Below are 14721 nucleotides of genomic sequence, written 5' to 3' on the forward strand. Positions count from 1 at the left end.
AGGCACGCACGACGCCCGCCGCCCGCAAGCAGGCGCCCACGCCCAACCCGCTCACCACCCACCGTCCAGCCCGGCGTCCCGCGCCAGCAGTGCCGCCTGCACCCGGTTCTCGCACTCCAGCTTCGCCAGAATGCGGCTCACATACGTCTTCACCGTGGCCTCGCTCATATGCAGCCGCCTCCCGGCGTCCGCGTTGGAGAGCCCCTCCCCGAGCAGCGCCAGCACCTCCCTCTCGCGGGCGCTCAGCCCGGCAACGCGAGCCCGCGCCTCCTCGCCGCGCGCAGCCGCCCGCCCGGACGCAAGCTGGTCCACCACATGCCGGGTCGCTCCGGGGGAGAGATACGCGTCTCCCGCGGCCGCGGCACGTACCGCCCGGATCAGCTCCGCGGGTGCAGTGTCCTTGAGCAGGAACCCGGCGCCCCCGTGTTCCAGTGCCCGCAGTACGTTCTCCCGCTCACCGAAGGTCGTCAGCACGATCACCCGCGTCGCCGGTGCCGCCCTGCGGAATTCCCCCAGCGCCGTGAGCCCGTCCATCACCGGCATCTGGATGTCGAGGAGCACCACGTCGGCGGTGTGGGAACGTGCCAGGTCGATGGCCTCGCGCCCGTTCGCAGCCTCCGCCACAACCTCTATCTCGCGGTCCGAGGTGAGGATCATCCGGATCCCTGCCCTGATGAGCGGCTCGTCATCAGCGACGACGACCCGGATCGGCGACCCGCTCGGCGACCCTGTCGACGCACCCGTCGGCGACCCCGTCATATGCACCCCCACACCACAGGCACCCCCACGACACATCCGCCCTCACGCCTACCGGCACCCGCCGCCCACCGACCTCAGCGGCTGACCTCGTAGGACTTCTTCTCGATCAGCTTGCCGTCCTTGAAGCAGAACCGGAACACCGGCTCGGTCTCGATACTGTCCCCCACCTCCGAGGACATCAGCACCAAGCACTTGGAGTCCGCAGGCTCCTTCGGGCCCTTGCCGCTCAGCCCCGTCGTCGAGATCGTGTCCCCGCTCGGCAGCTGGTCGCGCACCTCTTCCTCGGACGCCCCGATCTTCACCTGCTCGTACTGGGCCGGGTCGATCATCCCGTCGCTCACCGACCCCACCAGGAAGAACATCCCGAAGACACCCGCCACCACCAGCACAAGCAACGCCGCCAGGGCAATCCCGCATCCCAGCGCGAACCCCCCACCACGGCTCTTCCCACCCATCGCCAACTCCCGCTCCGAAACAGTCCAGTCCATGACCGGATCACCGTTCCCGAGCACGGCCTTCGGCGACTGCTGGCGGAAGTCGTCCTCCGCAGCGACGAACGGCGCGGCCTCCACGACTCCGTACGGCAGCACTCCAGCCACCCGGAAGCCCCCGCCGTCCGCCGGCCCCGCATGCACGATGCCGCCGACCAGCCGCGCCCGTTCGCGCAGCCCGGTCAGCCCCTGCCCGCCGCTGACCACCTCGCCGGGTGCCGACGCCCCAGCCGCCCCGCTGACGATCTCGACGACGACCGAGTCCGGCTCGTATCGCAGCTCCACGTCGATCGGAGCGCCAGGAGCGTGCTTGTACGCGTTGGTCAGCGCCTCCTGCACGATGCGATACGCCGCATGGTCGGCCGCCGCGGCGAGCGCCCGCACCTCGCCCTTGCACCGCAACTCCACCGCGTTGCCCGCCGCCCGCGCGGCCTCCACGAGCCCGCCGATACCGGCCGTCCCACGCGCGACCCGCCCCGACTCGTCAACCGGCGCCGGCCCCTCGACCCCGTCCCGCAGAATCCCGACGACCTCACGCAGTTCATGCATCGCGTTCACCGAAGCGTCCCGCAGCACCCCGACCGCCTCCCGCTGCCGCGGCGTCAGCTCGGGATCCACCTCCAGCGCGCCGGTGTGCACGGAGATCAGCGCCAACTGGTGACCGAGGCTGTCGTGCATGTCCTGAGCGATCCGCTGGCGCTCACGCAGCCGCGCCTGCCCCGCCACCATTGCGCGCTCCCGCAACAGCTGGACGTTGCGCTGCTGCAGGGTGTGCAGCAGGGTCCGGCGCTGCGTCCAGTAACGGCTGGCCAGGCCCGGTACGACCGCCGTCGCAAGGAAGTACAGAGTGGCGAGCAGCACCAGCGTCATCGGCGTCTGCTCGGACCAGGTGTCGACGAGCATGATGCCGACAAAGAGGCCGTACGCGACGGTGAACGCGATCATCGTCCGCCCTGCGCCCACGATCCTGCGCCCCGCCGACCAGCCCACAACCATCAGCAGCGGCGCGAAGCCGCTCATGAGCGGCGCGAGCGCCCCGGTGACCACCAGCACCGGCAGGGGCATCCGGCGCCGCAGCAGCGACAGCAGCGCGGCCGCCGCCCCGACGCCGAGCAGCCGCAGCCCCGCGCTGCCCGTCAGTTCCTCGGTTCCGGCGGCCATGAGACCGAGCACCAGCGCGAGCACCACCTCGCCGACGGTCCGCCTCCGCGACCAAAGCTCGGGTGCCGCCAGCCACGTCCAGCCGGCCCATATCTTCGATGACGCGTTCACGCCCGCACCCTAAGCAGCCCGCCCCGCCGCCCACGGCCCACTTTCGTCTCGCCCCGGAGCGACGAACGTCGCACAGTCGCACATCCCACACTCCGGCAGCCCGCGCGGAGGACACCCCGGGTGGGATGACGGCAACGCAGAAGCCCCGTAGGTCGATGACCTACGGGGCTTCTGATCTGTGCGCGAGGGGGGAGTTGAACCCCCACGCCCTTTCGGGCACTGGAACCTGAATCCAGCGCGTCTGCCTATTCCGCCACCCGCGCATTGGGTACTGCCGCCTTGTGCCCCACCCGTTCGGTGTGACCCCCTGGCGACATCCAGAAGATTAGCACGCGGCACAGGGTGCATTCACACTCGATTGTTTCGGCAGAGCCGACGAAGGAAGAGGGAACGGAGAGCGGTCTCCCCCCACTCCTCTTGGGTGCACCCTGAGTGCGGGACACTGTCAGGAGGCCGCCTCTACGATCCGTGTGAGAGGTGACACTCATCGACGGGGCAGACAAGGGGAACCAGCCGATTTCCCGACGCGTGGATACGATCAGTAAGCAGTACCAGGACGGCAACGACGGAGGAGGTGCCTCATGGGAGTCCTGAAGAAGTTCGAGCAGCGACTCGAAGGTCTGGTCAACGGCACCTTCGCCAAGGTGTTCAAGTCCGAGGTCCAGCCCGTCGAGATCGCGGGCGCGCTCCAGCGCGAGTGCGACAACAACGCGACGATCTGGAACCGCGAGCGGACAGTCGTCCCCAACGACTTCATCGTGGAGCTCAGCGCGCCCGACTTCGAGCGCCTGAGCCCGTACTCCGGCCAGCTCGGCGACGAGCTCTCCGGCCTGGTCCGCGACTACGCCAAGCAGCAGCGCTACACCTTCATGGGGCCCATCAAGGTCCACCTCGAGAAGGCGGAGGACCTCGACACCGGTCTGTACCGGGTGCGCAGCCGCACTCTCGCGTCGAGTACGTCACAGTCGCCCGAGCGGGCCCCCGCCGGCCCCGGGCCGGCCGCAGTCCCTCAGCGCGGCGCCCGCGGCGGCTACGGCTATCCGCCCGCCGGTGCACCTCCCATGCCGGCCGCGCCGCCTCCGGGCGGCGGCCGACCCGGTCCCGCGCCCGCCGCGGACCGCCGTTCGGCACCCGGCCCAGGCCCGATGCCGAGCACTCAAGTACGACGCTGGATCGAGATCAACGGCACCCGCCATCAGATCTCCCGCCCGACGCTGGTGCTGGGCCGCAGCACCGACGCCGATGTGCGGATCGACGACCCCGGCGTATCGCGCCGGCACTGTGAGATCCGGACCGGAACGCCCTCGACGATCCAGGATCTCGGGTCTACCAACGGCATCGTGGTAGACGGGCAGCACACAACCCGCGCTACGCTCCGCGACGGCTCGCGGATCGTCGTGGGCAACACCACCATCGTTTACCGGCAAGCCGAAGGGTGAAGCGGGGGCAATGTCAGAGCTGACCCTTACGGTCATGCGGCTAGGTTTCCTGGCCGTTCTGTGGCTGTTCGTGATCGTGGCCGTTCAGGTCATCCGCAGTGACCTGTTCGGTACGCGCGTCACGCAACGCGGCTCACGCCGCAACGCCGACGCGCGTCCCCAGCAGACGCGCCAGACCGCCGCGCCGCCGCAGCAGCGCCAGCAGGCTGGCGGCGGCCGCCAGCGCCGTGGGGCCCCCACCAAACTTGTTGTGTCCGAAGGCACCCTCACGGGCACCACGGTCGCCCTGCAGGGCCAGACCATCACACTGGGCCGGGCGCACGACTCCACGATCGTGCTGGACGACGACTACGCGTCCAGCAGGCATGCCAGGATCTACCCGGACCGTGACGGCCAGTGGATCGTCGAGGATCTCGGGTCCACCAATGGCACATATCTCGACCGGACCCGACTCACCACCCCGACACCGATTCCGCTGGGCGCGCCGATCCGCATCGGCAAGACCGTCATCGAGCTGCGGAAGTAGTACGACAATGAGCGAGCGGAGCGAGCGAGCCGCAGCGGTCCCGACAGCGGACCGGGACGGGCTCCCGACCGGAGGGTGGGCAGTGTGGCTCGAGACCGGCTGTACCCCGAGCCGACGGGCGAGGTGCGCATGAGTCTGTCTCTGCGCTTCGCCGCCGGATCGCACAAGGGCATGATCCGGGAGGGCAACGAGGACTCCGGCTATGCCGGCCCCCGCCTTCTGGCCATCGCCGACGGCATGGGCGGCCAGGCCGCCGGCGAGGTCGCCTCCTCGGAGGTCATCTCCACGCTCGTCACGCTCGACGACGACGTGCCCGGCTCGGACATCCTCACCTCGCTCGGCAGTGCCGTGCAGCGCGCCAACGACCAGCTGCGGCTGATGGTCGAGGAGGACCCCCAGCTCGAGGGCATGGGCACCACGCTCACCGCCCTGCTCTGGACCGGCCAGCGCCTCGGCCTCGTACATGTCGGCGACTCGCGCGCCTATCTGCTCCGCGACGGCGTGCTGACGCAGATCACCCAGGACCACACCTGGGTGCAGCGCCTCGTCGACGAGGGCCGGATCACCGAGGAAGAAGCCACCACCCACCCGCAGCGCTCCCTACTGATGCGCGCGCTGGGCAGCGGCGACCATGTCGAGCCCGACCTCTCCATCCGGGAGGTCCGCGCCGGCGACCGCTATCTGATCTGCTCCGACGGACTGTCCGGCGTGGTCTCCCACCAGACGATGGAGGAGACCCTCGCCAGCTACCAGGGCCCGCAGGAGACGGTCCAGGACCTGATCCAGCTCGCGCTGCGCGGCGGCGGCCCCGACAACATCACCTGCATCGTCGCCGACGTCCTCGACACCGACTCCAACGACACCCTGGCCGGGCAGCTCAACGACACCCCGGTCGTCGTCGGCGCGGTCGCCGAGAACCAGCTCCAGCTGAACGACGGCGGCGCCATGCAGACCCCTGCGGGACGCGCGGCCGGCCTCGGCCGCCCCTTGCCCCCGCAGGGGAACGGCAGCTTCGGCCCGCCCGGCAGCGGCGACGGCATGGGATACGGCGGCATGCCGCCCGAGGGCAGCTTCGGGGCGTACTCCGACGAGGACTTCGTCAAGCCGCGCGGCAGCCGCAAATGGCTGAAGAGATCCTTCTACATCGTGCTCGCCCTGGCGGTTGTCGGCGGCGGTCTGTACGGCGGCTACCGCTGGACTCAGACCCAGTACTACGTCGGCTCCCAGAATGAGCACGTCGCGCTCTACCAGGGCATCAGCCAGGACCTGGCCTGGGTCTCGCTCTCGAAGGTCGAGAAGGACCATCCCGAGATCGAACTCAAGTACCTCCCGCCCTACCAGCGCAAGCAGGTGGAGGCGACGATCACCGCCGACAGCCTCGGCAAGGCACGCGCGAAGATCGACGAGCTCGCCGTCCAGGCCACCGCCTGCAAGAAGGACGAAGAGCGCCGCGAGGCGGCCGACCGCGCGAGCACCCCGCCGCCCGGCGAGGGCGAGGCCGGTGGCACCACCGGCAAGCCGACCACCCAGAACGCCAAGACCAAGCCGACCGCAGCTACTCCCTCTCCGGGTCCCACCCTCTCGGAGGAGGAGCAGAAGCTGGCCTCGAACTGCGGAAAGCAGTAATCGGCCGTAGGGGGCCTTCTCCACCATGAGCGTTGTCACCAACACCACCACGATCGGCGCGATCGAAGCACCGAGCCGCCGCAACACCGAGCTGGCGCTGCTCGCCTTCGCAGTCGTCATCCCGGTGTTCGCGTACCTCAACGTCGGCCTCGCCCTGAACGGCGAAGTACCGGCCGGACTGCTCGGATACGGGCTCGGCCTCGGCCTGCTCGCCGGCGTGGCCCACCTCGTGGTGCGCAAGTTCGCCAAGTACGCCGACCCGCTGCTGCTGCCGCTGGCCACCCTGCTCAATGGCCTCGGCCTGGTGATGATCTGGCGCCTCGACCAGTCGCCCCGGCTGATCCAGCGGGCGACGACGCTCTTCGGGGGCTTCAGCCCCGACGCCCCCAAGCAGCTGCTGTACTCGGCGATCGGCATCGCCCTCTTCGTCGGCGTACTGATCCTGCTCAAGGACCACCGGATCCTGCAGCGCTACACCTACATCTCGATGGCGGTGTCGCTGGTCCTGCTGATCCTGCCGGTGTTCTTCCCCGCGGTGAACGGCGCGAAGATCTGGATCAGCCTCGGCCCCTTCACCATCCAGCCAGGTGAGTTCGCAAAGATCATCATCGCGATCTTCTTCTCGGGCTATCTGATGGTGAAGCGGGACGCCCTGGCGCTCGCCAGCCGCCGGTTCATGGGCCTGTACCTGCCGCGCGGCCGTGACCTCGGACCCATTCTGGTGGTCTGGGTGATGTCGATCCTGATCCTGGTCTTCGAGACCGACCTGGGTACCTCGCTGCTGTTCTTCGGCCTGTTCGTGATCATGCTGTACGTCGCCACCGAGCGCACCAGCTGGATCGTCTTCGGTCTGCTGATGTCCGCGGTCGGCGCGGTCGGCGTGGCCACCTTCGAGCCGCACGTCCAGCAGCGCGTCGAGTTCTGGCTCAACCCCTTCGCCGAGAAGACCTGGGCGCAGAGCGAGCAGATCGGCCAGGCCCTGATGTCGTTCGGCTCGGGCGGCACGCTCGGCACCGGCCTGGGCCAGGGCGACTCCGACCTCATCGGCTTCGCCGCCAACTCCGACTTCATCCTCTCCACCTTCGGCGAGGAGCTCGGACTCGCCGGGATGATGGCGTTCCTGCTGATCTACGGCCTGATCGTGGAGCGCGGCGTGCGCACCGCCCTCGCCGCCCGCGACCCCTTCGGCAAGCTCCTCGCGATCGGCCTCTCCGGCGCCCTCGCCATCCAGGTCTTCGTGGTCGCCGGCGGTGTGATGGGTCTCATCCCGCTGACCGGTATGACCATGCCGTTCGTCGCGTACGGCGGCTCGTCCGTGATCGCCAACTGGGCCCTGGTGGGCATCCTGATCCGCATCAGCGACACCGCCCGCCGTCCCGCTCCCGCGCCCGCCCCGTCCCCCGACGCCGAGATGACCCAGGTGGTCCGACCGTGAACAAGCCCCTGCGCCGGATCGCGATCTTCTGCGGGCTCCTCGTGCTGGCACTGCTCGTGCGCACGAACTGGCTCCAGTACGTCGAGGCCGAGGAACTCAACACGCACTCGAAGAACCGCCGTGTCCTGATCGAGCGGTACGCCAACGAGCGCGGGAACATCATCGTCGACGGCAAGCCGATCACCGGCTCCGTGGAGACGAACGACACGGACTTCAAGTACAAGCGCACCTACGTCGACGGCCCCATGTGGGCGCCGGTCACGGGTTACGCGTCGCAGGCCTTCGACGCCAACCAGATCGAGAAGCTCGAGGACGGCATCCTCACCGGCAACTCCGATCAGCTCTTCTTCGACCGCACGATGGCGATGTTCACCGGCGACAAGAAGAAGGGCGGCAACGTCGTCACCACCCTCAACGGCGCCGCGCAGAAAGCCGCCTTCGAGCGCCTCGGCTCCAAGAAGGGCGCGGTCGCAGCGATCGACCCGCAGACCGGCAAGATCCTCGCCCTGGCCTCCACCCCCTCCTACGACCCCTCGACCTTCGCCGGCTACTCCGGCAAGGATGAGAAGGCGTGGCTGGCACTGGAGCGGGACAAGGACAAGCCGAAGCTGAACCGCGCGCTGCGCGAGGTCTACCCGCCCGGCTCCACCTTCAAGGTGCTCACCGCGGCAGCGGCCCTGGAGCACGGCGTCGTCGACGACATCAACGCGGCGACGGACACCCCGGAGCCGTACATCCTGCCCAACACCCGCACGCCGATGGTCAACCACGCCAACGGCTGCGAGAACGCCAGCCTGAACCAGGCGCTCAAGGTCTCCTGCAACTCCGTCTTCGCCAGCCTCGGTGACAAGGTCGGCCGGGACAAGATGGTGGAGACGGCCCAGAAGTTCGGCTTCAACAACCCCGAGATCGACACCCCGGTGCGGGCCGCCGCCTCCGTCTACGACAAGACGATGGACCGCCCCGGCAATGCCCTGTCGTCCATCGGCCAGTTCAACACCGCCACCACCCCCCTCCAGATGGCCATGGTCACCGCGGCGATCGCCAACGACGGCAAGCTGATGAAGCCGTACATGATCGACCGGCTGGAAGCGCCCAACCTGGAGGTCATCAAGAACAACGAGCCGCAGGAGATGAGCCGCCCGCTCTCCCCGAAGAACGCGCAGCTCCTCCAGGAGATGATGGAGAACGTCGTCAAGCAGGGCACCGGTGGCAACGCCAAGATCGACGGCGTCGAGGTCGGCGGCAAGACCGGTACCGCCCAGCACGGCGAGAACAACAGCAAGAACCCGTACGCCTGGTTCATCTCGTACGCGAAGTCCGCCGACGGCGGATCCCCGGTCGCTGTCGCCGTCGTGGTCGAGGACAGCGAGGCCAAGCGGGACGACATCAGCGGCGGCGGTCTCGCCGCCCCCATCGCCAAGGCCGTGATGAAGGCGGTACTGGACAGCAAGAAGTGACGCGGATCACGTCTGGCGTCCATACCTGCACATTGCGATACCGGTCGGGTATCAGGTGACGGTCACAGGCGGATCAGGTGCGGCGTGCCCGGTAGCGTATGCGCGAACAGCACACCGCCGGACCACACACGGGTGCGGTCGGGACTGACGGAGAGGGCTGGAACAGTTATGGAAGAGCCGCGTCGCCTCGGCGGCCGGTACGAACTGGGCTCGGTGCTCGGCCGTGGTGGCATGGCAGAGGTCTACCTCGCCCACGACACCCGGCTCGGCCGCACCGTCGCCGTGAAGACGCTGCGGGCCGACCTCGCCCGCGATCCGTCCTTCCAGGCCCGGTTCCGCCGTGAGGCCCAGTCTGCCGCCTCGCTCAATCACCCGGCGATCGTCGCGGTCTACGACACGGGCGAGGACTACGTCGACGGGGTCTCGATCCCGTACATCGTCATGGAGTACGTCGACGGGTCAACGCTCAGAGAGCTGCTGCACTCCGGGCGCAAGCTGCTGCCCGAGCGCACGCTGGAGATGACCATCGGCATCCTCCAGGCGCTCGAGTACTCGCACCGCAACGGCATCGTCCACCGCGACATCAAACCGGCGAACGTCATGCTGACGCGCACCGGTCAGGTCAAGGTGATGGACTTCGGCATCGCCCGTGCGATGGGCGACTCCGGCATGACGATGACGCAGACCGCGGCCGTCATCGGCACCGCCCAGTACCTCTCCCCGGAGCAGGCCAAGGGCGAGCAGGTCGACGCGCGCTCCGACCTGTACTCCACGGGCTGCCTGCTCTACGAGCTCCTCACCGTGCGTCCGCCCTTCGTGGGCGACTCCCCGGTGGCGGTGGCATATCAGCATGTGCGGGAGGAGCCGCAGCCGCCGAGCAACTTCGACCCCGAGATCACGCCCGAGATGGACGCCATCGTCCTGCGGGCCCTGGTCAAGGACCCCGACTACCGCTACCAGTCGGCCGACGAGATGCGCGCGGACATCGAGGCCTGCCTCGACGGCCAGCCGGTCGCGGCGACGGCGGCGATGGGCGCGGTCGGCTACGGCGGGTACGCCCCGGACGACCAGCCGACCACGGCGCTGCGCCAGGCCGACCCGGGCGGCCAGACGTCGATGCTCCCGCCGATGAACCCGGACGACGGGGGCTACAACGGCTACGACGACCGACCGGACCGCCGCCGCCAGAAGAAGTCGAACACCTCGACGATCCTGCTGGTGCTCGCGGGCATCCTGGTGCTGGTCGGCGCGGTGCTGATCGGCAAGTCGGTCTTCAGTGGCAATGACGGCGGCAACAGCGATGTGCCGGTGCCGCAGCTGGTGGGCAAGCCGTTCGAGCAAGCCCAGAGCCTCGCGACCAACGCGGGCGTCAAGGTCGCGCAGTCCGATACGCAACGCTGTGACCAGCCCAAGGGCAGCATCTGCAGCCAGACGCCGGCCGAGGGCAAGATGGCTCAGGGCGAGACGATCCAGGTGGTCGTCTCGGAGGGTGCTCCCAAGGTCGAGGTGCCCGATGTCACGGAGAAGTCCGTGGCGAACGCCAAGGAACAGCTGCAGGGCAAGGAATTCAAGGTCGAGGTCAAGGAAACCGAGTCCGACGAGGAACCGGGCACCGTGCTCGAACAGGACCCCAGGGGCGGCACCCAGGCGGAGAAGGGTTCGACAGTCACCCTCACCGTGGCCAAGCAGTCCAAGATCAACGTGCCCCGGGTCGTGGGCCAGCAGTTCGATGCCGCCAAGGCTCAGCTCGAGACCCTCGAGTTCACTGTCGCGCGGGTCGATGTGGACTCCAACCAGCCTGCGGGCCAGGTCATCGAGCAGTCCCCGTCGGGCGACTCGCGGGCGGCCAAGGGCACGCAGGTCACTCTGAAGGTCTCCAAGGGCCCGCAGCAGACGCTGGTGCCGGTTCCCGAGATCAGGACCAAGAAGGTGTCCGAGGCCAAGCAGATCCTGGCGCAGAGCGGCTTCACGAACATCCAGTTCGCGCCGGGCAGCTCCCCGGACGACAACGCCTTCGTGAGCAACTCCGACCCGCAGCCCGGCACTCCGGTGGACCCGGCGACCACAACGATCACGCTCACGACGGTCGGTGGCAGCGGCGGGAACGGCGGCGGCGGGAACGGCGGCGGCGAGTTCATCGGCGGCGCCGGCGACTAGCCGACCGACAAGGCTCCGTACAGCGTGAAGCCCCGGCACCCACCCAAGGGTGCCGGGGCTTCTTGCGTCCGTTCGTACGGGCTAGCGCAGCTCCTCCGGCAGCGTACGGTCATGGTCGACCTTCTCCGTGCGCGTCAGCTCGCCCCACACGATGTAGCGGTAGTCCGACGTGTACAGAGGCGTGCAGGTCGTCAGCGTGATGTAGCGGCCCGGCTTCGTCTTCCCCGACTCCTTCGGGACCGGCTGCAGCACATCAACGTTGTACTTCGAGGTCTCCGGGAGCCTCTTGTAGACCTTGTAGACGTACCAGGTGTCCCGCGTCTCGAAGACGATCGGGTCGCCGTCCTTCAGCTTGTGGATGTTGTGGAACTTCGCGCCGTGGCCGTCGCGGTGCGCGGCGAGCGTGAAGTTCCCCTTGTCGTCCCAGGGGAGCGCCGACTTGACCGGGTCGGTGTAGTAGCCGGCGATACCGTCGTTCAGGGCCTCGGAGTCGGTGCCCTTCTTCACCAGCACCTCGCCGTTGTTCATGGCGGGTACATGGAGGAAGCCGATGCCGTCCTTGATGTCGAGGGCGCCAGGCCCGCGGCTCGCCCAGCCGTCGCGGATCTGGTCGCCCTGTTTGGAGGCCTCACGGTCGGCGAGAACGTTCGTCCACCACAGTGAGTAGACGACAAAGAGCCCCAGCACCACGCCCGCAGTGATCAGCAGTTCGCCGAAGACACTGATGACGCCGGCGATCCGGCCACGAGCACGTGCCACTGCACCTTTTCCCGTCTTGAAGTCTCACAGCGCTTCAGCGTCTCAGCCGACAAGCGCGTCCGGCTTTCCCTTGCTGCGCGGCCGTTCCTCGACCATTTTGCCCCACACGATCATTCGGTACGTACTCGTGAATTCCGGCGTACACGTCGTCAGCGTGATGTACCGGCCCGGCTCCGTGAACCCGGAACCCGGCGGCACCGGGCCGATCACGCCGATGTTCGACGGCGAGGTCTGGGGGAGGATGTTCGCCATCTTGTACGTGTAGTACGCGTCCTGCGTCTCAACAACGATCGGGTCCCCCGGCTCGAGACGGTTGATGTACCGGAAGGGTTCGCCGTGAGTGTTGCGATGGCCCGCGACCGCGAAATTACCCGATTTGTCCGACGGCATCGCGGTCTTCAGCTTCCCCTCGGCATAGTGCCCGACCATGCCGCGGTCGAGGACCTTGGGCTTGCTGATGCCCTCGGCGATCGGGACGACGACATCCAGCTTGGGGATGTGCATTATGGCGAAGCCCTGCCCGGGCTCGAACACACCGGGCTTGCGGCCGTTCGCCCAGTCGTCCTGGATCTTGTTCGTCGCCTGGTTGGCCTGCTGGCCGGCGCGGATGTTCGTCCACCAGAGCTGGTACGTGACGAACAGCAGCATCAGTACGCCGAAGCTGATGAACAGTTCACCTATGGCGCGGCTGGCGATGACGGCGGGGCTGTCCTTCGCCGCACGCGCGGCACGGCGGGCCTCGACCCGCGAAAGGGGCCTGCCGGACTCGGACGTCGTCGAGGGGGCGGGCTCAGGGCGCTTACGGCCCCGCGCCTTGGCCGCCCGGCGGCGCTCCGCCCGGCCGGGACCCGCGGGGGTCTCCAGCGCGCGACGGGTGTCAGCCGTACGCAGAGCGACGGTCTCGTCGTCCGGTACCGGAATCGGGCCGGACACCGGCGCCGGCTCGGCTATCTGCTGCGGCATCGGCACAGGCTCCGGCTCCGGCTGCGCTACGGCTACTGACCCCGGTTCCGGTACCTGCACCGCTTCAGGCTGGGCGTACCAGTCCCGCTGATAGTCCGCAGGGTCGTCTACGGAGTACTGGCGGTAGTCAGACCACTCCTGCGGGGCGGGCGGGGGCTGCTCCTCCTGCTCCGGAACGCTCGTCGCCCGGAACCACGGCGAGCCGCTCTCCCCCGGCGGCAATGGGTCCGTCAGCGGGTCGTACTCGTACCCGTCCTCAGGGCGTGGACCACTCACGCCACGGCCTTGCCCACCACCGGTGCGAGCCCCGCGGAACGCCCGACCGCCCCGGTGTCGCCGCACTGCTCCAGCCAGTTGGCCAGCATCAGATGCCCGTGCTCGGTCAGGACCGACTCAGGGTGGAACTGCACGCCCTCGACAGCCAGTTCACGGTGGCGCAGCCCCATGATGATGCCGTCCGCGGTCCGTGCCGTGACCTCCAACTCGTCCGGCAGCTCCGCCGGCTCCGCGGCCAGCGAGTGGTAGCGGGTCGCGGTGAAGGGCGAAGGCAGCCCGGCGAAGACGCCCTTGCTCTCGTGCGTGACCAACGAGGTCTTGCCGTGCAGCAGCTCGGGGGCGCGGCCCACCACACCGCCGTACGCCACCGCCATGGACTGCATGCCCAGGCAGACGCCGAAGACCGGGACGCCGGTGTCCGCGCAGTGCCGCACCATCTCGATGCACACACCGGCCTGCTCGGGCGTGCCGGGCCCGGGGGAGAGCAGCACCCCGTCGAAGCCGTCCTGGGCGTGCCTGGGCGCCACCTCGTCGTTGCGCAGGACCTCGCACTCGGCGCCGAGCTGGTACAGGTACTGGACGAGGTTGAAGACAAAGCTGTCGTAGTTGTCGACGACAAGGATGCGCGCGCTCATCGGGCCGCCCCCGCTCCGTCGACCGTCACATCGTTGAACGGAAGCAGCGGCTCCGCCCACGGAAAGACGTACTGGAACAGCACGTAGACGACCGCGAGGGCCAGCACGAGCGAGATGAAAGCCCGCACCCATGCGTTGCCCGGCAGATGCCGCCAGATCCAGCCGTACATGCTGTCCCTTTCCGTTCGGTACCGCACCAGACTAAAGGGCGGCAGGGGCACATGGGTCAGCTGCGCAAAGCTTCCGGTTTGCCGTCGGTCACAGGCTGGGTGGCGTCCAGATGCGCCCAGACGATCAGCCGGTGGCTGCTGCCCCACTCCGGGTCGCAGGTGGTCAGCGTCAGATAGCGCCCCGTCCCGTCGAAGCCGGACTTACGCGGGACGGGGTCGATGACGCCGACGTCGCTCGGCACGGTCCGGTAGGGCTCCTTCTCGATGCGGTACGTGAACCAGGTCGTGCCGTCCGTCAGCACCACCGCGTCCCCGGCGCGCAGCTTCGGGAAGTCCTTGAAGGGATCGCCGTACGTGCGCCGGTGGCCGGCGACCGAGAAATTGCCGCTGTCGCCGAGCGCGGCGGTGGAGGCGTAGTGCCCGAGGCCCTTCTTGAGGGTGCCGGTCCTGGTGCCTTCGAGGACCGGCCAGTCCCAACTCCCGCCAAAGCGGGGGATGTACATGACGGCGAAGGGCTTGCCATCCTCGTACGTCTTCGGAGCCGGCGACACCGTCCGTTCAGGCGCGGCGGCCAGGGCCGGACCCTGCGACCACTCGTCCTGGAGCCGGTCGATCTGGCCGTCCGAGACACTGTCGGCCTTGATACCGGTCCAGAACAGCACATACGCCACAAAGAGCACAATCAACGTGCCGACGGTGATGCAGAGTTCACTGAAGGTCCTGACGACCAGCCGCACCGACACCGACTCCCCC

The 14721-nt window shown here is 68.5% G+C and carries 13 protein-coding genes and 1 tRNA gene; 6 read left to right on the forward strand and 8 right to left on the reverse strand.

Annotated elements, in window-relative coordinates; translation table 11 throughout:
* Positions 1–51: 51 nt before the first annotated feature.
* From ACH492_RS26785 to ACH492_RS26795, 3 genes are all read right to left on the reverse strand, one after another.
* Positions 52–759 (reverse strand): response regulator, encoded by a 708-nt coding sequence (locus ACH492_RS26785; RefSeq protein ID WP_398990230.1) that lies wholly within the window; start codon positions 757–759, stop codon positions 52–54.
* A gap of 74 nt (positions 760–833) precedes the next feature.
* Complete coding sequence (locus ACH492_RS26790; protein WP_398990231.1) at positions 834–2522, reverse strand: sensor histidine kinase; 1689 nt, start codon at positions 2520–2522, stop codon at positions 834–836.
* A gap of 179 nt (positions 2523–2701) precedes the next feature.
* Positions 2702–2785, reverse strand: a tRNA-Leu gene (locus tag ACH492_RS26795).
* Positions 2786–3103: 318 nt separating this feature from the next.
* Here ACH492_RS26795 and ACH492_RS26800 point away from each other — a divergent pair.
* From ACH492_RS26800 to pknB, 6 genes are all read left to right on the forward strand, one after another.
* Positions 3104–3961 (forward strand): FhaA domain-containing protein, encoded by an 858-nt coding sequence (locus ACH492_RS26800; RefSeq protein ID WP_398990232.1) that lies wholly within the window; start codon positions 3104–3106, stop codon positions 3959–3961.
* A gap of 10 nt (positions 3962–3971) precedes the next feature.
* Complete coding sequence (locus ACH492_RS26805; RefSeq protein WP_307662304.1) at positions 3972–4487, forward strand: FHA domain-containing protein; 516 nt, start codon at positions 3972–3974, stop codon at positions 4485–4487.
* A gap of 129 nt (positions 4488–4616) precedes the next feature.
* Positions 4617–6113 carry a PP2C family protein-serine/threonine phosphatase gene (locus tag ACH492_RS26810; protein ID WP_398990233.1) on the forward strand — a complete coding sequence of 499 codons (1497 nt, stop codon included), beginning with the start codon at positions 4617–4619 and terminating at the stop codon, positions 6111–6113.
* A gap of 25 nt (positions 6114–6138) precedes the next feature.
* Positions 6139–7548, forward strand: a complete 1410-nt coding sequence (locus ACH492_RS26815; protein ID WP_398990234.1) for an FtsW/RodA/SpoVE family cell cycle protein — start codon at positions 6139–6141, stop codon at positions 7546–7548.
* The gene (locus ACH492_RS26820; RefSeq protein WP_398990235.1) at positions 7545–9008 is read left to right on the forward strand and encodes a peptidoglycan D,D-transpeptidase FtsI family protein; all 1464 of its coding nucleotides are present in this window, start codon (positions 7545–7547) and stop codon (positions 9006–9008) included. The genes ACH492_RS26815 and ACH492_RS26820 overlap by 4 nt, the downstream gene beginning before the upstream one ends.
* Positions 9009–9176: 168 nt before the next feature.
* A complete protein-coding gene (gene pknB / locus ACH492_RS26825; protein WP_398990236.1) occupies positions 9177–11165 on the forward strand; it encodes a Stk1 family PASTA domain-containing Ser/Thr kinase in 1989 nt (662 codons plus the stop codon).
* 81 nt (positions 11166–11246) lie between these two features.
* On the opposite strand, the gene ACH492_RS26830 is transcribed toward pknB, so the two are convergent.
* Genes ACH492_RS26830 through ACH492_RS26850 form a run of 5 tightly spaced genes read right to left on the reverse strand, consistent with a single transcriptional unit; the run spans position 11247 to position 14711 of the window.
* Entirely contained in the window at positions 11247–11924 is a 678-nt protein-coding gene (locus ACH492_RS26830) for a class E sortase (protein WP_398990237.1), read from the reverse strand.
* Between the two features lie 42 nt (positions 11925–11966).
* Positions 11967–13163 carry a class E sortase gene (locus ACH492_RS26835; protein ID WP_398990238.1) on the reverse strand — a complete coding sequence of 399 codons (1197 nt, stop codon included), beginning with the start codon at positions 13161–13163 and terminating at the stop codon, positions 11967–11969.
* The gene (locus ACH492_RS26840) at positions 13160–13798 is read right to left on the reverse strand and encodes an aminodeoxychorismate/anthranilate synthase component II (RefSeq protein ID WP_398990239.1); all 639 of its coding nucleotides are present in this window, start codon (positions 13796–13798) and stop codon (positions 13160–13162) included. The genes ACH492_RS26835 and ACH492_RS26840 overlap by 4 nt, the downstream gene beginning before the upstream one ends.
* Entirely contained in the window at positions 13795–13968 is a 174-nt protein-coding gene (locus tag ACH492_RS26845) for a hypothetical protein (RefSeq protein ID WP_307662312.1), read from the reverse strand. The genes ACH492_RS26840 and ACH492_RS26845 overlap by 4 nt, the downstream gene beginning before the upstream one ends.
* A 56-nt stretch (positions 13969–14024) precedes the next feature.
* Positions 14025–14711 carry a class E sortase gene (locus ACH492_RS26850; protein ID WP_398990240.1) on the reverse strand — a complete coding sequence of 229 codons (687 nt, stop codon included), beginning with the start codon at positions 14709–14711 and terminating at the stop codon, positions 14025–14027.
* Positions 14712–14721: the final 10 nt, after the last annotated feature.

Source organism: Streptomyces sp. NPDC019443, from assembly GCF_044389785.1.
Classification (GTDB): Bacteria; Actinomycetota; Actinomycetes; order Streptomycetales; family Streptomycetaceae; genus Streptomyces.

Excerpts from the sequence above, each read along its gene's own strand:
- ACH492_RS26785 (WP_398990230.1), bottom strand. The coding sequence starts at position 759 with ATGACGGGGTCGCCGACGGGTGCGTCGACAGGGTCGCCGAGCGGGTCG.
- ACH492_RS26800 (WP_398990232.1), top strand. The coding sequence starts at position 3,104 with ATGGGAGTCCTGAAGAAGTTCGAGCAGCGACTCGAAGGTCTGGTCAAC.
- ACH492_RS26805 (WP_307662304.1), top strand. The coding sequence starts at position 3,972 with ATGTCAGAGCTGACCCTTACGGTCATGCGGCTAGGTTTCCTGGCCGTT.
- ACH492_RS26810 (WP_398990233.1), top strand. The coding sequence starts at position 4,617 with ATGAGTCTGTCTCTGCGCTTCGCCGCCGGATCGCACAAGGGCATGATC.
- ACH492_RS26815 (WP_398990234.1), top strand. The coding sequence starts at position 6,139 with ATGAGCGTTGTCACCAACACCACCACGATCGGCGCGATCGAAGCACCG.
- pknB (WP_398990236.1), top strand. The coding sequence starts at position 9,177 with ATGGAAGAGCCGCGTCGCCTCGGCGGCCGGTACGAACTGGGCTCGGTG.
- ACH492_RS26840 (WP_398990239.1), bottom strand. The coding sequence starts at position 13,798 with ATGAGCGCGCGCATCCTTGTCGTCGACAACTACGACAGCTTTGTCTTC.
- ACH492_RS26845 (WP_307662312.1), bottom strand. The coding sequence starts at position 13,968 with ATGTACGGCTGGATCTGGCGGCATCTGCCGGGCAACGCATGGGTGCGG.